The organism is Micromonospora halotolerans (genome assembly GCF_032108445.1).
Lineage (GTDB): Bacteria > Actinomycetota > Actinomycetes > Mycobacteriales > Micromonosporaceae > Micromonospora > Micromonospora halotolerans.
This window is the reverse complement of the sequence record NZ_CP134876.1, coordinates 6,531,306-6,551,326: the sequence shown is the minus strand read 5'-3', so window position 1 is coordinate 6,551,326 and position 20,021 is coordinate 6,531,306. Positions and strand designations below refer to the sequence as shown.

Genomic DNA, 20,021 nt, shown 5'->3' with positions numbered 1-20,021 from the left:
AGCGGCGATGAGGCAGTTCTTCGGCGTCTACCGGGGCAAGGTCGAGCAGAACGTGGACCCGATGCTGCGCGGACGGGTGCAGGTCTCCGTCCCGAAGGTGCTCGGCGACGGCCGGCTGGCCTGGGCCGAGCCCTGCGTGCCCTACGCCGGCAACGGCGTCGGCGGCTTCAACCTGCCGCCGGTGGGCGCCGCCGCGTGGGTGGCGTTCGAGGGCGGCAACCCCGACTACCCGGTCCTGCTGGGCTGCTACTGGCAGCTCGGCGAGTCGCCCGCGCCCGGGCTGCCGCAGCAGCGGGTGTTCCAGTCCGACTCGGTCAGCGTCACGGTCAGCGACCTGCCCATGGTGGGCGGCCTGACCATCGAGGTCGGCCCGCCGGCCGTGCTGATCCCGCTCAAGGTGGTGCTCGGCCCCGGCGGCATCGAGCTGTCCACCGGGGCCACCAAGGTCGTCCTCGACGGCGTGCGGGTCTCGGTCAACGACGGCGCGCTGGAGGTGATGTGATGCCCGGACCCCTCGTGCACCAGGGCGCCGTGGTGATCTGCGCGCACGGTGGGCAGGCCGTGCCCACCGTGCCGAACCCCCGGGTACGCGTCGGCGGGCAGGCCACCGTGCTGCTCGCCGCGCCGTGGACGGTGGCGGCGTGCCCGTTCCCGCCGGTCTCCGGCGGCCCCTGCGTGACGAGCGTGTGGAGCGTCGGCAGCGTCCGGGTGCGCTCCATGGGGCAGCCCCTCGTGCTGGCGAGCGGGCTGGCCACCTGCGCGCCGACCGGGGTGCCCCTGGCGGTCACGGCCAGCCAGTTCCGGGCGGTGGCCACGTGATCCCCGGCCGGCACGTCGGCTTCCCGCTGCGCGTGGGCGGCCGGGGCCGCACCGCACTGGTCGGCGACGAGGACTATCTGCGCGGCCTGGTCGAGGCCGTCCTGTTCACCCGTCCCGGCGAACGGGTCAACCGGCCCGACTTCGGCAGCGGCGTCGACCGGCTCGTCTTCGCCCCGGCCGGCGACGAGGTGGCGCACGCCACCCGGGCGCTGGTGCACGGCGCCCTGCAACGCTGGCTCGGTGACCTCGTGCAGATCGACGACGTGCGGGTCGAGGCGGTGGACGCCCAGTTGCGGGTGACCGTCAGCTACGTGCCGCTGGTCGCCGGGGCGGCCGTCGGCGAGCGCCGCACCCTCACCGTCGTGGGCGGTACCCCGTGACCGCGTCGCGGCTCGACCGGGAGGCCCGCCGGGCGCTCGTCGAGGGGGAGAGCACCCTCGACGGGATCGACCACGTCGAGGTGCTGTCGAACCGGCCCGGCACCCCGGACCACGTGCCCGGCGCGCCCCGCCAGCGCACCCTCCTCGTGCACCTGCTGCGCGGCCCGGTCCCCGCCGACCTCGACGCCGGCCGGGTCCGCGTCCTCGGTGGGGTGCGGGTCGACCCGCGGGTCAACCCGGTGCGGGTGCTCTGGGCGTACCCGGCGAGCGTCGTGGTGGCCGGGCCGCCGCCGGGGGTGACCGCGGCCGACCGGACGCTGGTGACCGGGGCGGTGCCGGCGCCCGCGCGGGGCCGGGTGCTGGTGGTGCGCACCTCCTCCAGCGGGGACTGGTCCAGCTACTTGCTCGCCCTCGCCGGCCCGGGCGGCGACGGCTTCCCGGCCGGCTTCGACGAGCCGCTGTCCACCTGCCCGTTCGCCTTCGCCGTCGACTGCCCCGACGAGCTGGACTGCCGGCCCGACGACGGCTGCCCGCCGGTGCCCGCCACCACCCCCGCCCTGGACTACCTGGCCCGTGACTACGCCGGCCTGCGCACCCGGCTGCTCGACCGGCTCGCCGTGCTGCTGCCCGGCTGGACCGACCGCAACCCAGCCGACCCGCTGGTCACCCTCGCCGAGCTGTTCGCGTACGTGGGGGACCGGCTCACCTACCGGCAGGACGCGATCGCCGCCGAGGCGCACCTGGCCACCGCGCGGCTGCGTCCGTCGGTGCGCCGGCACGCCCGGCTGCTCGACTACCGGATGCACGACGGCTGCGCCGCCCGGACCTGGCTGGCGTTCCGCACCACCGCGCCGTTGACCCTGCCGGCGCGTACCCCGGTGGCCGGGGTCGAGGACCCGCTGCCGCCGGACGCCGGCGTGGAGGTCGCGGTGGACGCCGGCGCCACCGTCTTCGAGACCCTGGCCCCGGTGCCGCTGCGCCCGGCCCGCAACCAGCTCGACCTGCACGCCTGGGGCGACCCGGACGCCTGCCTGCCGGCCGGCGCGACCACCGGCTGGCTGCGCCACCCGGCCGGCGCCGACCCGCAGCTGCGCGCCGGCGACGTGCTCGTCCTCGCACCGGTCGACGAGACGGGGACCGTGGTGGGCGACGAGGCCCGCCGGCGGGCCGTCCGGCTTGACCGCGACCCGGTCACCCGCGCCGACCCGCTCGCCCCCGCAGGCACGGTCGTCCGCGAGCTGCACTGGGCCGCCGAGGACGCCCTGACGGTACCGCTGCCGGTGGCCCGCCGGGCCGCCGACGGCACCGCCGCACCGGCCGCCGTGGCGCTGGCCAACGTCGCGCTCGCCGAGCACGCCGCCGCGCTGCCCCCGCGCGGGCTGCTGCCGCCGCAGGCCCCCGCCGACGGCCCGTACCGGCCCCGGCTGCCCACCGGGCGACACCCGGTGGCCTGGACCGACGCGGTCGTGGACGGGCGCAGCGCCGCCGCCGCGCTGCGCTCCGATCCGCGCCGCGCGCTGCCCGCCGTGCTGCTCGACGACGGCAGCCGCACCTGGACGCCGGTGCCCGACCTGCTGGCGAGCGGCCGGCTGGACCCGCACGTGGTGGCCGAGCCGGAGACCACCGGCGTGCTGCGGCTGCGCCTCGGCGACGGGATCAACGGCCGCCGGCCGGCGCCCGGCGTCACGCTGACCGCCTGGCCGCGAATCGGCGGCGGCGCCGCCGGGAACGTCGGCGCGGATGTGCTCACCCTTCTGCTGCCCACCCCGGCGTGGGCGGTGCCGGCCGGGGTGAGCGTGGGCAACCCGCTGCCGGCCACCGGCGGGGTCGACCCCGAGTCGGTGGACGAGGTGAAGGAGCTGGCCCCGTACGCGTTCCGCACCCAGCTCCGCGCGGTCACCAGCGCCGACCACGCCGCCACCGCCGAGGAGAACCCGGGCGTGCAGCGCGCGGTGGCGCGGCGCCGCTGGACCGGTTCCTGGTACGCCCAGGAGGTCACCCTCGACCCGGTGGCCCGCCGGGCCGGTGACCCCGGGCTCGCCGCCGAGGTGGCCGCGCTGCTCGACGTGCGCCGGCTGGCCGGCACCGACGTGGAGCTGGCCCCGCCCGCGCACGTCCCGCTGGAGATCGTCCTCGGGATCTGCGTCGCCGACGGCCACCTGGCCGCCGACGTGGAACGCCGGCTGCGCGCCGAACTGTCCACCCGGGTGCTGCCCGACGGCCGGCTCGGCTTCTTCCACCCCGACCGGCTCACCTTCGGCCAGTCCCTGTACGTCTCCGACCTGGTCGCCGCCGTCATGGCGGTGCCCGGCGTCGGCTACGTCGAGGTGGCCGACGACGACGCCACCGGCCTGCGGTTCCGCCGGCTGGGCCGCCCGCCCGCCGGAGAGGTGGCCCGCGGCCGGATCGACGCCGCCGCCCGCGAGGTGCTGCGCGCCGACAGCGACCCGAGCAACCCGGAGTACGGCCGGGTCGCCTTCCACCTGCGCGGTGGCGCGTGAGCTGCGGCTGCGGTGGCGGGTGCGGGTGCGACCCGCTGCGCCCGCCCGCGCCCGAGGTGACCAACCCGCCCGGCCAGCCCGCCCTGGCCTGGCGGGTCGCCCCGCACAGCCACGCGCTGGCCCGGATGCGGGCCGCGCTCGCCGACCCGGGCCTGCCCGCCGGCGTACGGGCGGTGGCCGGGCAGGACGCCGACGATCCACTGCTGGCCCTGCTCGACGCGGCCGCGGTCATGACCGACGTGGTGTCTTTCTACACCGAGCGGATCGCGCAGGAGGCGTACCTGCGCACGGCCACCGAGCTGACCTCGGTCCGGCACCTCGCCGGCATGATCGGCTACCAGCCGCGCCCCGGCGTCGCCGCCGCCGCGGACATCGCCTTCGACGTGGAGGACGCGCCGGGCGCGCCGCCGGCCGTGGACGTGCCCGCCGGCACCCCGGTGCAGTCGGTGCCCGGGCAGGGCGAGCTGCCGCAGACCTTCGAGACCGGGGCCGACCTGCGCGCGTACGCGGTGTGGAACGCGATCCCCGGCGCCACCGCCGGGCCGCAGGACATCGACTTCGCCACCGACGCGATCTGGCTGCGCGGCACCGCCCTCGGCGTACGGGCCGGCGACGGGGTACTCGTGGTCGGGGCGGAACGCCGCCGGTACGGGCGGACGCCCGCGCACAGCCGTGCGGCCGGCGACCGGCGGCGCGACGACGAGCGCTGGGACTTCCGCGTGGTCACCGCCGTCGAGGAGGGACCGCCCGGCCTGGCCGGCTGGACCCGGCTCGTGTTGGCCGAACGGATCGGCTGGCGGCGCTCGACGCCCCTGACCGCCGAGGAGGGCGTCGAGGTGTACGCCTTCGCCACCCGGACCAACCTGTTCGGCTGGAACGCGCCGATGGCCGGGCTGCTCGCCGGGAACGACCCGCCGCCGCCCGGCATCTCCGACGACGGCGAGTGGATCGACATCGACAACCCGTTCCCGCCCGGCGGCCCCGCCGACGTGGTCGAGGTCGACGGCGACCATCCCCGGATGGTGCCCGGCTCCTGGCTGCTGCTGGAGCGCCCCGACTACCGCGAGCTGTACGCCGTCGAGGCGGCCGACCCGGCGGGCGGTTCCCGGTTCGCGGTCAGCGGCCGGAGCACCCGGCTGCGCGTCGACATCACCGAGAACCTGGACATCTTCGGCCGCCGGGACACCCTGGTACGCGGCGAGTCCCGGCCGCTCCCGGCGGCCGAGCGGCCCCTCGTGGAGCCGGTCGGCGGCCGGCGGCTCACCCTGGTCGCCACCGATCCGCCGCTGCCCACCGGCCGGCGGGTGGTGGTCACCGGGTTTCCGCCCGGCGGGCCGCCCGCCGACCCGCTCGTCGCGGCGGCCACGGCGCCCCCGCTGGCCGAGACCGCGGTGGTGCTGGCCTGCGCGGTCGCCGCCGACGGCCGCACCATGACCGTCGACCTGGACCGCGACCTGGCGCTCCGGTACGACCCGCGTGGCCTGCGGGTGCGCGGCAACGTCGCGCCGGCCAGCCACGGCGAGACCGTCGTCCAGCCGCTCGGCAGCGGCGACCCCACGCTCGCCTTCCAGCGGATGCGCACCCGGCGCGGCCCGCTCACCCACGTCCGCGACGACAGCCCCGCCGGCGCCCGCAGCACCCTGGAGGTCCGGGTCGACGGGGTGCGCTGGGATCCGGTGCCCGCGTTGGACACCGCCGGCCCCCACGACCGGGTGCACACCGAACGCCTCGACGACGACGGCCTGGCCACGGTCACCACCGGCGACGGCCGGCACGGCGCAAGGCTGCCCGGCGGCGCGGAGAACGTGGTGGCCACCTACCGGGTCGGGGTCGGCAGTGCCGGCGCGGTCGGGGCCGGCCAGCTCACCATCCTGCCCCGCCGCCCGTACGGGGTGCGGGCCGCCGGCAACCCCGCCCCGGCCCGCGACTGGGCCGACCCGGAGCAGCTCGACGCGGCACGGGCGCACGCCCCGCTGCGGATCCGCACCCTGGACCGGGCGGTCTCGGTGGCCGACCACGAGGACTTCGCGGCCGGTTTCGCCGGGGTCACCCTGGCCCGCGCCGACGACGTGTGGGACGGCCGGGAGCAGGTGGTCGTCGTCTCCGCGCTCGGTGCCGCAGCAGGTGGCGGGGCCGCCCCGGCCGGGCCGGAGCTGGTCGCCGCGCTGCGCGCCGCGCTGGCGGCCGCCCGGGATCCCGGCACCCGGCTCGCCGTGCTGGCCGGGGAGACCGTCCCGTTCGGACTGCGGGTCGACCTCGCGCACGATCCGGCGTACCCGCGCGCCGACGTGGAGGCCGCCGTCCGGGCCGCCCTCGCGGCCGCGTACACGCCGCCGGCGCTGGGTTTCGCCACCGGAGTGGTGGCCTCCCGCGCCCTGGTCACCGTCCGGGCGGTGCCCGGGGTACGCGCCTGCACGCTGCCCCGGCTCGCCGCGCCGCCCGGCAGCGCCGGCGTTGACCTGCTGGCCGCGCTGCCCGGCCGGTTCGCCGGCACGCTGCGCCCCGCCCAGGTGCTCACCCTCACCGACGTGACGATCGGGGTGATGTCGTGACCGAACCCGCGCTGCGCCGCCTGCTCGACCTCGTCCCCGTGCACCTGCTCGCCCGCGACGCCCAGGCCGACGGCGGCACCGGCCCGCTCACCGCGCTGCTCGCCGCCGTGGCCGGCGAACTGGACCTGCTGGAGACCGACCTCGACCGGCTGCACGACGGGTTCTTCGTCGAGACCTGCGCCGAGTGGCTGGTGCCGTACCTCGCCGACCTGGTCGGCCTCGCCGAGCTGCCCCCCGACCTCGGGGTCACGGTGAGTCGGCGGGCGCTGGTCGCCAACACCGTCGCCTACCGCCGCCGCAAGGGCACGGTGGCCGTGCTGGAACAGGTCGCCCGGGACGTCACCGGCTGGCCGGCCCGCGCCGTCGAGCACCACCCGCTGCTGGTCGGCGCCACCCACGTCAACCACGTCCGCCCCGACCGGCCGGCCACCGTCTCGCTGCGCGGCGCCGCCCGGATCGAGGCCGCCGCCGTGGTCAGCCCGCCCGGACCGCGCGGCGCCCTCGACCTGCTCACCCACACCGCCGAGGTACGCCGCATCCCCACCCGCCGCGGCCGCTACGGCATCGACCACGTGGCCGTACACCTGTTCCCGACCCAGGCGTACGAGGTCGGCGCCCCCGAGACCGAACCGCCGGCCGGCCCGAACGGCGGCTGGTCCGCCGCCCGCGCCGTGGGTGACGCCTGGACCTTCGACCCGCTGGGCCGGGCCGTGCCCCTGTACGCCCCGCCCCGCCGCGAGGAGGCCGTCGAGCGGCTCGCCACCGAGGCGGACCTGCCCGTGCCGCTGCGCCCGCGCCGGCTGCTCGACCTGCTCGGGCAGGCCCGCGCCGGCGCGCTGGCGGCGACCGCGCTGCCGCTGGGCGTACGGCTGCGGGTCGGCGGCGTCGACCAGCCCGACCTGTCCCCCGACCGGATCCGGGTCTGCCACCTGGAGGACCCGGCCCCCGGCCCGGCGCCGCAGGTGATGGTCGACCCGGTCGCCGGCCGGCTGCGGGTCCACGCGCCGGCCGCCCCCGACGCCGTCTTCGTCCGCTACGCCCACGGCGGCCTCGCCGACGTCGGCGCCGGCACCTACGACCGCACGGCCGCCCACGAGGCGTTGCTCGCCACCGACCCGGGCGCCCCGGTCACCGCCGACGGCCCGGACGCCCCGCCCGCCGCCGGCCAGACCGAGGTGTGCGCCGGCGCGCCCGCCCCGGTCGGCAGCGTGCCCACCCTGGCCGCCGGCCTGGCCGCGGCCGAGGCGTCCTGGACGGCGCCCGGCAGCCCCACCCTCGGCGGCACGTACGTGGTCTCGGTCGCCGACAGCGCCAGCTACCCCGGGGACCTCGCCGTCACCGTGCCCGCCGGCACCCGGCTCGTGCTGGTGGCCGCCGGGTGGCCGACCCGCCGGCTCCCGGACGGCGAGGTGCTCGCCCCGGTCCCCGGCCGGTACGCCCCCGACGGGCTGCGCCCGCACCTGCGCGGCAGCCTGCGGATCACCGGCGAGCCGGGCAGCAGCGTGGTCGTCGACGGGCTCCTCGTCGAGGGCGACCTGGTCGTCGCTCCCGGCCAGCTCGGCCACCTCACCGTCGCCCACGGCACGGTCACCGGCGCGGTGCGGGTCGAGTCGGCTGCCGGCCGGCCCAACAGCCGGCTTCAGCTCCGGCTCAGCCGGGTGGTGGCCGGCGCGGTCACCCTCGCGGCGACCGTGCCGATGGCCACCGTGGACACCTGCGTGCTGGACGCCGCCGCCGGCGCCGGAACCGCGCTGACCGGCGAGGGCGTGCACGCCTGCCTGGAGGGCAGCACCGTGCGCGGCGCGGTCCGGGTCCGCAGCCTCGACGCGAGCAGTTGCGTGCTGGACGGGCCGGTGGAGGTGGCCCACCGTCAGGTCGGCTGCCTGCGGTTCAGCTACGTCGCCCCCGGCTCGCGCACCCCGCGCCGCTACCGCTGCGTGCCGGCCGACGGCGAACCCGGCCCGCTCCCGGTCTACGCGGCCACCGACCCGGCCTCGCCCGCGTACCCGGCCCTGGCCGGGTCCTGCCCGGCGGCGATCCGCGAGGGCGGCGAGGACCGGGCCGAGCCGGGCGTGCACCACCACCTCAGGCGACCATTGCGGCTCCGGGCGGCGCAGCGGCAGCTCGACCCCTACCGGCCGGTCGGCATCGAGCTCGGGATCTTCGGGAGTTGAGATGCAGGGAGACTTCACCCGCTGGACGTTCGACCCGCGCGACGGCTACCGCCAGGTGCTGTTGCAGCAGGGCCGGATGCTGCTCGACGCCGAGTGGAACGAGCAGACGGAGATCACCGCCTGGCACGACGAGGAGCGGACCCGCGACATCATCGGCGCGGCCGGCGGGCCGCTCGACGGGGCCGGCTTCGCCGTGGTGGACACCGCCGGCGCCACCCCCACGGCGACCGCGTGGGCGGACCTGCGGATCACCCCCGGCCGCTACTACGTGGACGGGGTGCTGGTCGACGCGACGCCACCGGCCGGCGGCGGGACCGGGCACAAGCTCGCCGACCAGCCCCACCTGCCGAAGGTGGGCGACCTGCCCGGGCTGCCCGAGCCGACCGCCGACGGCCGGTACGCCGTCCTGCTCGACGTCGCCGACCAGCACGTCACCGCCGATCAGGCGCCCCGGCTGCGGGAGGCCGCCCTCGGTGGCCCGGACACCACCACCCGGGCCCGGACCGTCTGGCAGGTCCGGCTGGTCAAGGTGGCCGCCGGCACGGCCTGCGCGGACGTGGTCGACCCGGTGCGGGGGGACCGGACCGCCCCGACCATGACCGCCGCGCTGCGCGAGGTGGACCCGACCGCCGACCCGTGCCGGCTGAGCGGCTCCGGCGGCTACCGGCGGCTGGAGAACCAGCTCTACCGCGTCCAGGTGCACGACGTGGCCACCGACGGCACCGCCCGCTACGTCTGGTCGCGGGAGAACGGCAGCGTGGTGGCCGGGCTGACCGCGATCGGCCCGCCCTCGGCGGCCGCGGCGGCGGCCGCGATGGACGCCGAGCTGAGCCTGGACCGGGTCGGCCGGGACGAGGAGCTGTCCTTCCGCGAGGGTGACCTGGTCGAGGTGACCAGCCCCGACCGGGAGCTGCACGGCCGGCCCGGCCACCTCGCCACGGCCGGAGCGCCGGACGGGACGGCGCTGCCCGTGACGTGGGCGGCCGGCGCCCCGGCCAGCCTGGCCGCGCTCGGCCGCACCCCGATCGTGCGCCGCTGGGACGGCCCGGCCCAGGTCGCCAACGCCAGCCCCGACGAACTGGACGACGCCGGCATCGAGGTGCGCTTCGGCGCCGGTGACTTCCGGGTCGGTGACCACTGGCTGATCCCGGCCCGCACGGTCCGCCTGGTCTACGGCGTCAGCGCCCTCTCCGGCACCATCGACTGGCCCACCGACGACCTCGGCAACGCCCTGGCCCGCCCGCCGCTGGGGCCCGTGCACCACGTCGCGGTGCTCGGCATCCTGCGCCGCACCACCGTCGGCAGCGCCGGCCGCTGGGCGCTCGACGAGGACTGCCGCCGGCTCACCCCGCCGCTGACCGACCTGGTCACCCTCGACCTGCTCGGCGGCGACGGGCAGCAGGCCCCGCCCGGCCAGCCGCTGCCCGAGCCGGTGCGGGTGGTGGTCCGCAACGGGGGCCGCCCCGTGCACCACGCCCGGGTCCGGTTCACCGCCGTCGACGGGCACCTGGCCACCGGCGTACCCACCGCCGCAGACCCCGCCCAGGTGGTCCTGGAGACCGACGCCCGCGGCCAGATCGACGTGCGCTGGCTGCTGCCCAGCACCGGCCCGACCACCCGGGTGCTCACCGCGGTCCGGCTCGACGACGCCGACGCCCCGGTCGACGCCGAGGTGCGCGTCACCGGCCACCGCGACGAGGGCGGCACCGTCTGCCTGGTGGTCCGCCCCGAGACCGACCTGGTGCACCTGTTCGCCGACCTGTCCGGGGTCACCGCGCTGGCGCTCTGCCTGACCGCGGGGGAGTGGACGCTGGACGAGCCGGCCGTGCTGTCCGGGGTGTCCTGCGTGCTGGTCACCGGGGTCGGCTCCGCCACCCGGATCGTCTCCGCCGCCGAGTCGGCGCTGCGCTTCGAAGACTGCGGCGAGGTGCAGGTCCGCGACCTGTCCGTGGCGGCCGTGCCGGCCGAGAGCGACCAGCGCAACGGCGCCCTCGACATCCAGCGCACCGGCCTGGTCCTCGTCGAACGGGTCCACGCCGAGATGGGCGACGCCCCCGCCGCCGTGGCGAGCGGGATCAGCGTCCGGGGCGACGACCGGGAGGGCGGCCGGCCGGTGGAGCGTGCCGTGGTCCGCGACTGCCGGGTCGAGGCGGGCCACGCGCAGACCGGCGTGCTGGTGCTGGACAGCCGGCGCACCGACGTGACCGGCTGCGACGTGCTGGCCACTGCCGACCCGGGCGCCGACCCGGAGAAGCGGTTCCTCGACTGGCTGAGCGACCCCCGCTTCGCCCGGCGGATCGCCCGGCGGGCCGTGCACCCGCTGCTCGCCGGGGAGGACGGGCTCGGCCTGCGCAAGGGCTGGTCGTCGCTGGTGGAGACCCGCAACCTGCGATTCGGCTCCGAGATCGACGACTCGAAGGGCTGGACCGCGTACCTCGGCGACCAGGAGGTCAGGACCGTCGAGGAACTCCAGGACGTGGTCCGCGACGACCTGGTCCGGCACAACCCGGACTCCCGGTTCTTCGACGAGCGGACCCGGTTCGCCGCCTGGCTGCGCCGGGTCGCGGAGGAGTTCGGCGCCGAGGCCACGGCCACCGCCGGCATCACCGTCGCCGGAACCACGGCCGCCGACGTGCGGGTCCGCGACAACACCGTCGCGGGCGCGCTCACCGGCATCAGCGTCGCCCTGGGCGACCCCGACGAGCAGCGCGAGACCGTACGCCGGGCGTGGATCACCGGTAACTCGGTCGCCCCGCCGGCCCGGGCCGCGACCGCCTTCCTGCACCAGGGCGTGTACGTCGGCGACTGCCACCGCCTCGACGTCTCGTCCAACGTGGTCGACCTGGCCGACGGCAAACCCGGGTACCCGATCCAGGGGCTGCTCTGCGCCGGCCGGCTCGGTCCGCACGCGGTCGCCGCCGCGAACACCTTCGACGGCACCGTGCTCGGCATCCGCGTGGTTCCCGGCCCGTCGGGCTCGCCCGCGCTGTGGGTGGCGCGCGACAATGTCTGCACCACCGGCCCGGCGCTGGTCGACGGCACCGGGTCGTGGCGCGACGAGGGGAATGTGGGCGTGTGAGGGTGGCGGAGGCGGCCCAGCCGTCCCGGTCGGCCGACCGGGACGAGCCCGAGCGCGCCCGCCCGGCGGGGGAGCGGCCGGCCGAGCGGTCGAGCCGGCCGGCCCGCAGCACCCACAGCGTCGCCCGCATTCCGGTGCACGCCCCGCCCGACCCGGCCGCCGAACACGACGCCCACGCCACCGCCGCCCGCCTCGTCGCCGCTCGACCCACCCGCGCCACCGCCGCCCGACCGACCCACGCCACCGCCGCCCGGCCCGCGCCGCCGTCCGCCCCGGCCCGGTCGGCCCGGCCGGCCGCCCGGCTCGCTACCGTGCCCGACCGCCGGCTGGGCGCCGGCCGGCCGCTGACCGGCGCCGAACGCGCCCGCTACGAGCCGGCGCTCGGCATGGACCTGACCGGGGTACGCCTGCACGACGGCCTCGCCGCGAAGCTCGCCGCCCGGGAGCGGCGGGCGCATGCGTTCACCTACGGCAACCACGTGGTCCTCGGCGCCGGGGCCGGGCCGAGCCGGGATCTGGTGCTCGCCCACGAGCTGGCCCACGTCCGCCAGCAGGCCCGCCCCGCGCCCGCCCCGGCCGGCGCGGCCACCGAGCATCCCGGCCGCGGCCCACCGGCCGCCCCGGCCCGGTCCGCGCCGCTCGGCGTGCAGTGCTTCGCGCTCGCCGACACCCCCGTGGGCCGGTTCGTCTCCGACACCGCGAGCGACGCCGCCGCGCTGGGCCGCGGCGCGCTCGACACCGCCCTCGACGTGGGCGGGGAGATCGCCGGGACCGCCCTGGAGGCGGCCTCCGCGGTCGTCGACCGGCTCGCGCCCGGCCTGCTGGAGTTCCTCCGCGGCGGCGCGCTGGTCCGGCTGCGTGAGCTGCTCTGCACCGGCGTCAACGCGCTGCTCGGCCGGCTGCTCGCCGGCCTCGCCGACCTCGACCCGATGTCCGCCATCGAGTCCACCTTCACCGGGCTCGCCCAGGGCGTCCGCGACGTCCAGGCCCGCCTCGGGAGCGCCGCCCGGTCCACCGTCGGCGCCCTGCTGCGCCCCGTGGTGGCCGCCCTCCAGGAGTGGGACGGCCCGATCATCCGCAACCTCCGGACCGCCGCGGACACCGTCAACCAGCTCTTCACCGGCCTCTGGGACCACCTCGCGGTCCCCGCGCTGGACCTGCTCGGCGCGGCCGGCGGCGCGGTCTGGGAGTCGTTCACCCGGCTGGGTGGCTGGCTCTGGGACCTCACCGCGCCCATCCGGGCCGGCGCGTCGTACGCCTGGGACTGGCTCTCCACCCAGTTCGGGCTGGCCTGGGACAGCACCGAGGGCGCCCGCAGCTGGCTCGGCAACCTCGCGAACTCGGCCTGGGAGGCCCTGCGCGCCACCCTCGCGCCGATCCGTACCCCGCTCATGGTGGTCGGCGGCATCCTGGTCCTGCTCTCCCCGCTCGGCCCCGTGGTGGTGCTGACGCAGGTCCTCCCACCGCTGTGGGACGGCCTGACCTGGCTCTGGGAGAACTGGAACACCCGCGAGATCCTCGTCGCCGCTCGGCAGGTGCTCCAGGAGCGCATCCTGCCCACGGTCATCGGCGCGGTCACCGGCGCCGCGGGCACCCTGGCCGCCGCGGCGGCCTGGCTCGCCGACGTGGCCGGGCAGGTCGGCACCGCGATGGGCGCTGTGCTCGGCGTGTTCGGCGCGAGCACCTGCCTCACGGCGGTGTCCACGCTGCTCACCGGCGTGGCCAACCAGTTCACCCGGATGGCCGCCTGGGCACGCGGCGGTTTCAGCGGGCTCACCGAGGCCCTGCACGCCGTCTTCGACGCGCTGGTCGCCATCTTCCAGCCCATCCTGGACTTCCTGGTCCGGCTGGCCGTGGTGGTGGCCAACCCGCTCATGCTGCCGGTCGTCATCGGCGCGGTGATCTGGCTGCTCTGCCCGGACGACCTCAAGCCACCGGTCATCAACTTCGTGCTCGACCTGCTCATCGTGGCGATCGGGGCGCTGCCCACCCTGCTCACCGGCCTGGGCCCGCTCGGCGCGCTGCTGCGCGAGGGCGTGGTCGGCTTCCTCACCCAGCTCCGGTACGGCGAGCGGATCGGCGACCAGCAGCGCATCGACGCCAGCAACAAGATCGCCAACCTGGCCGCCGGCGGGGGACTGTCCTTCGTGGCCGGCATGGCCTGGGGCATCGTGCAGGGCGTGGTCGACGGCATCATCGACCCGTTCCGGCTGCTGTTCATGCTGGCCCAGCTCCTGGTGGCCGCCGCCCGCGCGGTGGCCCGGGTCGTCCAGTCGTACGCCCCGGGTCTGCCCCTGGTCCGAGGCCCACCGGCCGCCGGTCCGGCCGGCGCCGCCGGGCCGACACCCGCTGCGGCCTCGACCGCCGCGGTCACCGCCGGACCGTCGGCGTCCGCTCTGGCCACTGCGGCGCCCACCGTCGGGGCGGAGGCGACGTCGGCAGCGGCCTCGGGGCTCACCGGAGCGACCGGTACCGGCCCCACCGCGACGACCGCCGGTCCGACGGCCACCGCCCCCGGTCCGAGCGTGGCCGCCGCCGGTCCGACAGCGGCCGGCGGCGGGGCGGGCGGCGTCGTCGTCGAGCCGGCGGTGGTGCCGGGGGAGCCGACCGACGCGCAGATCGTCGCGGCGCTGCCGGCCGGTGCCCTCGCGCAGGCGGCGGCCGGTGCGGTGGAAACCGATGTGGACCCCGCCATGCTGGAGACCGGCATGCGCGGCGAGGTGCAGAGCGAGGGCGCCACGGTGGGCGGGCTCGCCCAGCTCCTCGGCGACGCCTGGGCGGCCATGGTGGCCGGCGCCCAGTCGCTCGGCGCGCGGGCCGCCGACGCGCTGCTCGAGTTCATCATGCTGCCCGACTTCGAGCTGGGCCGGAAGATCGGCTTCGTGGCCGGGTTCCTGCTGCTCCAGGCCGCCATCATCTACTTCAGCGCCGGCAACTACGCCGCCCTCAAGGCCGTCGAGCCGGGGCTGCGCACCCTGCTGGTCTACCTGCTCCGCTTCCTGGACCTGGGCGGCGAGCTGCTCGGCGTGCTCGGCCGGGCGCTGCGCCCGTTGCGCGGGCCGCTGCTGCGCGGCATCGGCGCCGCGCGCGGCTTCCTCAGCCGGTTCCGCTTCGCCGCCGGCCTCCTCGAACGGGTCGAGGGGCTGGCCGGGCGGATGCTCGGCCTGGGCGACGAGGCGGCCCTCGCCGCGAGCCGAGCCGCACGGGAGGGGACCGAGGCCGGCGCCTCCCGCACCGCCCGGGAGGCCGTCGAGGCCGGCGTGGCCCGGGAGGGCGCGGCGACCGGCGCGTCCCGCACCGGCCGGGAGGCCGCCGAGGCCGGCGCCGCCCGCGAGGCCACCGAGGCCGGCACGGCCCGGGCCGGCCGGGAAGGCGCCGAGGGAGCGGCCACCCGGGAGGCCGACGAGCTGGGCGAGGGCGCGGTCCGCGCCGCCGACGAACCGGGCACCCCGACCCTGGCCGACGACGCGGCCAAGGCGGCCCAGTACCCGGAGGCGGTGGCCGAGGCCCGGGCCATCGAGGCTGCCAACGACGCGGTCGACAGCCCGGTGCCGGTGCTGCTCGCCTCGCTGATGGTGCTCAAGCGCCGGTACCGCTGGATCGAGACGTTCGCCGCCACCCCGGTCGGCCCCGGAATGTACGAGGTCGAGATGATCGCCAGCCGCACCTCACTCGGCCGTTACACCACCGGCGGTCCGCCGCACCTGCCCGGGGCGCGCAGCCCGCACGCAGCGGAGATCGACCGGCTGATGGCCGAGGCCGAGGGGCTCGGGCAGCGGCTCAGCCGGGAGGAACTGGAACGCGCGGCGGCGGCCGACCCGGAGGGCTTCGCGCAGTTGGCCGACCGGGTGCGGCAGGAGATGGCCGAGCGGGCCGGCGGGCGCACCGGCGTGGCCGCCCAGGCCGACGCCGAACTCGCCGGGGCGGGCGAGCACTTCGGGCCCGGTCACCAGGGACCTGGCCGACCGCGTCCGGACCTCGCCGTGGCGGAGAGCCACGCGGTCGCCCGGGAGGCCGGGGTGCCCGAGGCGATCCTCGGCGACGCCACCCCGATGACCCGGGCCGACTTCGAGAGCGTGCTGCCCACCAGCGCGCCCGGGCCGTCCCGGGCTGCCCCCGCCGCGATCCCGATCCGCGACGCGTCCGGTCAGTTCACCAGCCGTGGCGTGGGTCGCAGCAGCGTCCAGAACATCGACGTACGGCACGACATCGAGCTGCTGGAGGCGGCCGGCGCCAGCGACTTCCGGATCAACCAGACCCAGGTCGACGTCAGCGACAGCTTCCGGCTCGGCACCAACCGCCCCGACGTCCAGGCGACCTTGAACGGCCGGCGGATCCACATCGAGTACGACCGGGCGCCCGGCGACCGGGCCCTGGAGCACGCGCGGCGGATCCTCAGCAACGACCCGGACGCGATCGTCCTGCTGAAGATCGTGGACTTCTGACCCGGCTGCCACCGGATCATGACGAGCGGACCGTCCGGGTAGCCTCCTGCCATGATCGAAAGTGCGAAGGTCGCGGTCGTCGGCGTGGGCAACAACACCTCGGCGCTGGTGCAGGGCCTCAACTTCTATCGCCGCACCGGCAGCCTGGTGGGCGTCCACCGCGCCGAGCTGGCGGGGCTGGGTGTCGGGGACGTGGACGTCGTCGCGGCGTTCGCCATCTCCGACGCCAAGGTGGGCCGGGACCTGCACGAGGCGATCCTCCTGCCGCCCAACAACTTCCGGCTCGACGCGGACCTGCCGCCGTCGGGCGTGACGGTGCAGCGCGGTCTCGTGGACGCGACGGAGGTCGAGCGGGTGGCGCAGGCGCTGAAGGGCGCCGAGGTGCTGCTCTACTCCGCGCCGAGCGGCCGGCCGGAGACCGCCCGCGCCTACGCCGAGGCGGCGCTGCTGGCCGGGGTGGCGTTCGTCAACACCACCTCGGACGGGGTGGCCCGCGAGCCGTCCATGCTCGAACGGTTCGAGGCGGCCGGCCTGCCGCTGCTCGGCGACGACCTGGCCAGCCAGTTCGGCAGCTCCGTGGTGCATCACGCGCTGCTGCGCCTGATCGAGGAGCGCGGCCTCACCCTGGTCAGCTCCTACCAGGTCAACCTGGGCGGCACGGAGGACTTCCGCAACCTGGTCGAGAACCCCAACACCAAGCAGCAGTCCAAGGCCAACGCGGTGGGATCCGACAAGGTCCAGATGGCTCCCCTCGGCTACCTTCCGCACCTGGGCTCGCAGAAGATCGCCCACCTCAACGTCGAGGCGCAGGGCTGGGGCGGCACGGCGGTGAGCCTGGACGTGCGGCTGAAGGTGCACGACCCGAGCGGCGCGGCCGGCGTCAACATCGACCTGGTCCGCGTGGCCGCCGCCGCTCTGCGTTCGGGTCGCGGCGGCTACCTGCCCGAGGTGGCGACACTGCTGAAGTCCCCGCCGGGGACGGCGATCTGAGACCGGCGGGGGAGGGACGTCACCGGGCGGCCCTGCCGTAGCGGGTGAGGACCGCCGCGCCGACGCGCTCGACCGAGACGGTTTCCAGGTCCGTCGGCGGGCCGCCGGCGGGGAAGAGCCGCTCGCCGGTGCCGAGGACGGCGGGGAAGGTGAGCAGCCGGTACTCGTCGATCAGGTCCTCGGTCCGCAGCGCCCGCACCACACTGAGGCTGCCGGTGACGATGACGTCCCGCTGCTCCTGCCTGACGACCTCGACGAGGTCGCCGTCGACGAGGCGGGAGTTCGCCCACGCCGAGGTGTCGGTCAGCGACCGGGAGGCCACCAGCTTGGGCACCCCGTTCATGCGCGCGGAGAAGGGGTCGTCGCGTCCCGGCCAGATTCGGGAGAACAACTGCCAGGTGGTGCGGCCCAGCAGCATGACCCCGTCGTCCAGCACGCGGCCGAGGCGGAACTTGTCTCCGGTGACGCTCTCGGGGCCGTACCGGAATGCCCAACCGCCGGTCGGCGTGGCTGCGGACCCGTCGGGGTCGGACACGATCCCGTCCAGGGTGATGAACTCGATGACGATGACGCTCACGGCGGAAGTCCCTTCGGTCGACGCTCACCGGTACCTACCGGCGGCGCCGGCCGGACTCATCGCGGCGGGCGAAACTCGTCGGGAAGAATCTGCGTGGGCAGGTCGAACGCCGTGAGCGCGGCCGGGTCGGCGAACACCACGTTGTGCGCGACCAGACCCCCGGCGACGGTGAGGACCTGCACCGTGTGCAACTGGTGCCCGCCGCCGGGTTGCGGCGCGTACGCGGCGAGCGCCGGTTGCCCGTTGGCGGTGAGTCGGGTCATGACCCAGCCCGTCCCGCGCATCCGGAAGACCCGGTCCATGAACCGGCCGTAGTCGCGGCTGCCCCGGTACCACAGCGGCACCGGCGGCATCTCCAGGACGGCGTCGTCGGTCAGGAGCCGCACGAGCGCCGGTACGTCCGCCGCCTCGAACGCGCGGACGTACCGGTCGATCACCGCCCGCACCCGTGGGTCGTCCGGCTCGGTGACCTCGTCCACGTCGCCGACCTGGGCGAGGGTGGCGCGGGCGCGTTGCAGCGCGCTGTTGATCGCCGGGACCGTGCTCCCCAGCTGCGTGGCGACCTCGGCGGCGCTGAACTCCAGCACCTCGCGCAGGAGCACCACGGCCCGCTGACGGGCCGACAGGGTCTGCATGGCCGCCACCAGCGCGAGCCGGAGCCCCGCCCGGGCGTCGGCGTCGACCCGCGCGTCGGGAAACGGCTGCAGCCAGGGAATGTCCCGCACCGGCGTGAGCGGCGCTCCGGGGTCGCTGCTCGGCGCGCCCAGGCCCGACGGCAACGGCCGCCGGGCACGCCCCTCCAGCGCGGTCAGGCACACGTTGGTGGCGATGCGGTACAGCCAGGTCCGTACCGACGCGCGGGCGTCGTCGTACCGGTCGCGGGCCTTCCACGCCCGCAGCATCGTCTCCTGCACCAGATCCTCGGCCTCGTGGAACGAGCCCACCATCCGGTAGCAGTAGGCGATCAACTCACCCCGGTAGGTCTCGAACTCCACCCGCCCATCCTGGCAGAGCCGGTGACACCCCCGAGAACGGTCAGCCGGCCGCGTGTTGCCGTGCGCGTTCCCGCAGCGGGGTCAGGGCCGAGGTCCAGTGCACCAGCTCGTCGAGCATCGCCTCGGCGCTGGCCTCCATGGTCTCGTTGGGTCGCAGTGCGCCGTCGTCGTCGACGAACTGGGCGACGAACGGGATGTGCACGGCCTCGGGGATCGGCGTCATCTTCAACGTGGTCAGCACCTGCTTGATCATCTGCGCGGCGCGGGTGCCGGCGCTGACGCCGCCGTAGCTGACCAGGCCGACCGGCTTGTACGCCCACTCGTGCGCGAGGTAGTCGATCGCGTTCTTGAGCGGCGCCGTGTAGCCGAAGTTGTACTCGGGCATGACGATCAGGAACGCGTCGGCCCGGTCGATCGTGGCGCTCCAGTCCCGGGTGTGCTGGTGGACGTAGCGGCGCAGGCGCGGGTGGTTCGGCTCGTCCATGAACGGCAGGTTCCACTCGGCGAGGTCGACGAGCTCCACCTGGTCGAAGCCGCCGTGCTTCACGGCCACGGTGTTGATCCACTCGGCGACCGGCAGGCCGAGCCGGCCCGGCCGGGTGCTGGCAATGATGATCTGCAGGGTAGGCATGCTCGCGCTTCCTCGAAGTTGATGATGTATCAGCAACTTAACCACACGATGCTGACGTGTCAGCAATTCGCCGTAGACTGTGACGCATGACCCAACCGCGGTGGCTGAACCCCGAGGAAGAACGCCTGTGGCTGGCCTTCCTGCGCATGCGGCGCGCGCTCGACGTGGCGATCGACGGTCAGCTCGCCGAGGCCGGCCTGTCGCCCGCCGACTACGACGTCCTGGTCCCGCTCTCCCAGCGCGGGGAGGCCCTGCGCGTGCGGGACCTGGCCGCCAGCATCGGCTGGGACCGCAGCCGCATCGCCCACCAGCTCCGGCGGATGGAGCAGCGCGGGCTCGTCGCGCGGTCCGACAGCACCACCGACCGGCGGGGCACACTGGTCCACCTCACCGACCTCGGCCGTACGGCGATCACCGCCGCCGCGCCGGGGCACGTCGAGACGGTCCGCCGGGTGCTGTTCGATCAGCTCGACCAGGACGACCTGACCCATCTCACGGACATCGCCGAGCGGGTGGCCGACGCGGCCGGACTGACCGGCATCTCCCGCACCGGAGGCCCGGCTCCGCGTGGCCGGGCCCATGCGGACCGCCAGGGGCTCGAACCCTGAACCCTCGGATTGCCGGCGAACAGGCCGGAGAGTCCGGGTTCGGTGGAACCAACCTGTGCGAGCCATCGCTGTAGTGGAACTTTTCGTCGCCGGGTCCCAGGATGCTCATTGGGTTCCCGAGGAATCGGTGGTGCAGGTGGCCGGCGGGGACGTGGGTGAGGTCCTGGGCGGCGTCGACGATCTGGGCTGCCAGGTAGAGGGTCAGTGACACCGGGGCGTGGTCGTACTCCGCTCGCAGCTCCCGCCGCCGGGTCTGGCAAGACCAGTCGG

13 protein-coding genes are annotated in these 20,021 nt (G+C 76.4%); 10 read left to right on the top strand and 3 right to left on the bottom strand.

Annotated elements, in window-relative coordinates:
- Positions 1 to 7: 7 nt before the first annotated feature.
- The 9 genes from RMN56_RS30690 to RMN56_RS30650 are packed head-to-tail and all read left to right on the top strand — an operon-like array spanning position 8 to position 16,940.
- The gene (locus RMN56_RS30690) at positions 8 to 502 is read left to right on the top strand and encodes a phage baseplate assembly protein V (RefSeq protein ID WP_313721352.1); all 495 of its coding nucleotides are present in this window, start codon (positions 8 to 10) and stop codon (positions 500 to 502) included.
- On the top strand, positions 502 to 819 hold the full coding sequence (locus tag RMN56_RS30685; protein ID WP_313721351.1) for a hypothetical protein: 318 nt from the start codon (positions 502 to 504) through the stop codon (positions 817 to 819). The genes RMN56_RS30690 and RMN56_RS30685 overlap by 1 nt, the downstream gene beginning before the upstream one ends.
- Positions 816 to 1,199 carry a GPW/gp25 family protein gene (locus RMN56_RS30680; RefSeq protein ID WP_313721350.1) on the top strand — a complete coding sequence of 128 codons (384 nt, stop codon included), beginning with the start codon at positions 816 to 818 and terminating at the stop codon, positions 1,197 to 1,199. The genes RMN56_RS30685 and RMN56_RS30680 overlap by 4 nt, the downstream gene beginning before the upstream one ends.
- Positions 1,196 to 3,700 carry a putative baseplate assembly protein gene (locus RMN56_RS30675; RefSeq protein ID WP_313721349.1) on the top strand — a complete coding sequence of 835 codons (2,505 nt, stop codon included), beginning with the start codon at positions 1,196 to 1,198 and terminating at the stop codon, positions 3,698 to 3,700. Before RMN56_RS30680 ends, RMN56_RS30675 begins: the two co-directional genes overlap by 4 nt.
- Positions 3,697 to 6,252 (top strand): baseplate J/gp47 family protein, encoded by a 2,556-nt coding sequence (locus RMN56_RS30670; protein WP_313721348.1) that lies wholly within the window; start codon positions 3,697 to 3,699, stop codon positions 6,250 to 6,252. Before RMN56_RS30675 ends, RMN56_RS30670 begins: the two co-directional genes overlap by 4 nt.
- The gene (locus RMN56_RS30665; RefSeq protein WP_313721347.1) at positions 6,249 to 8,426 is read left to right on the top strand and encodes a phage tail protein; all 2,178 of its coding nucleotides are present in this window, start codon (positions 6,249 to 6,251) and stop codon (positions 8,424 to 8,426) included. The genes RMN56_RS30670 and RMN56_RS30665 overlap by 4 nt, the downstream gene beginning before the upstream one ends.
- Position 8,427: 1 nt before the next feature.
- Complete coding sequence (locus tag RMN56_RS30660) at positions 8,428 to 11,505, top strand: DUF6519 domain-containing protein (protein WP_313721346.1); 3,078 nt, start codon at positions 8,428 to 8,430, stop codon at positions 11,503 to 11,505.
- Positions 11,502 to 15,950, top strand: coding sequence for an eCIS core domain-containing protein (locus RMN56_RS30655; RefSeq protein WP_313721345.1), 4,449 nt, complete (start codon positions 11,502 to 11,504; stop codon positions 15,948 to 15,950). The genes RMN56_RS30660 and RMN56_RS30655 overlap by 4 nt, the downstream gene beginning before the upstream one ends.
- Positions 15,951 to 16,001: 51 nt before the next feature.
- A complete protein-coding gene (locus tag RMN56_RS30650; RefSeq protein WP_313721344.1) occupies positions 16,002 to 16,940 on the top strand; it encodes an inositol-3-phosphate synthase in 939 nt (312 codons plus the stop codon).
- A 19-nt stretch (positions 16,941 to 16,959) separates the two neighbouring features.
- Here the strand turns inward: RMN56_RS30650 and RMN56_RS30645 are convergent, their stop codons facing one another.
- Genes RMN56_RS30645 through RMN56_RS30635 form a run of 3 tightly spaced genes read right to left on the bottom strand, consistent with a single transcriptional unit; the run spans position 16,960 to position 19,143 of the window.
- Entirely contained in the window at positions 16,960 to 17,517 is a 558-nt protein-coding gene (locus RMN56_RS30645; RefSeq protein WP_313721343.1) for a dihydrofolate reductase family protein, read from the bottom strand.
- Between the two features lie 56 nt (positions 17,518 to 17,573).
- Positions 17,574 to 18,512: a sigma-70 family RNA polymerase sigma factor gene (locus RMN56_RS30640; protein WP_313721342.1), complete on the bottom strand. Its 939-nt coding sequence runs from the start codon at positions 18,510 to 18,512 to the stop codon at positions 17,574 to 17,576.
- A gap of 40 nt (positions 18,513 to 18,552) precedes the next feature.
- Entirely contained in the window at positions 18,553 to 19,143 is a 591-nt protein-coding gene (locus RMN56_RS30635) for an NADPH-dependent FMN reductase (RefSeq protein ID WP_313721341.1), read from the bottom strand.
- 86 nt (positions 19,144 to 19,229) lie between these two features.
- Here RMN56_RS30635 and RMN56_RS30630 point away from each other — a divergent pair, with 86 nt between their 5' ends.
- The gene (locus RMN56_RS30630; RefSeq protein WP_313721340.1) at positions 19,230 to 19,751 is read left to right on the top strand and encodes a MarR family winged helix-turn-helix transcriptional regulator; all 522 of its coding nucleotides are present in this window, start codon (positions 19,230 to 19,232) and stop codon (positions 19,749 to 19,751) included.
- Positions 19,752 to 20,021 lie beyond the last annotated feature (270 nt).

Bases quoted from the DNA above. Each gene is read 5' to 3' on its own strand.
- RMN56_RS30690 (WP_313721352.1), top strand. From the start codon at position 8: ATGAGGCAGTTCTTCGGCGTCTACCGGGGCAAGGTCGAGCAGAACGTG.
- RMN56_RS30685 (WP_313721351.1), top strand. From the start codon at position 502: ATGCCCGGACCCCTCGTGCACCAGGGCGCCGTGGTGATCTGCGCGCAC.
- RMN56_RS30660 (WP_313721346.1), top strand. From the start codon at position 8,428: ATGCAGGGAGACTTCACCCGCTGGACGTTCGACCCGCGCGACGGCTAC.
- RMN56_RS30650 (WP_313721344.1), top strand. From the start codon at position 16,002: ATGATCGAAAGTGCGAAGGTCGCGGTCGTCGGCGTGGGCAACAACACC.
- RMN56_RS30635 (WP_313721341.1), bottom strand. From the start codon at position 19,143: ATGCCTACCCTGCAGATCATCATTGCCAGCACCCGGCCGGGCCGGCTC.
- RMN56_RS30630 (WP_313721340.1), top strand. From the start codon at position 19,230: ATGACCCAACCGCGGTGGCTGAACCCCGAGGAAGAACGCCTGTGGCTG.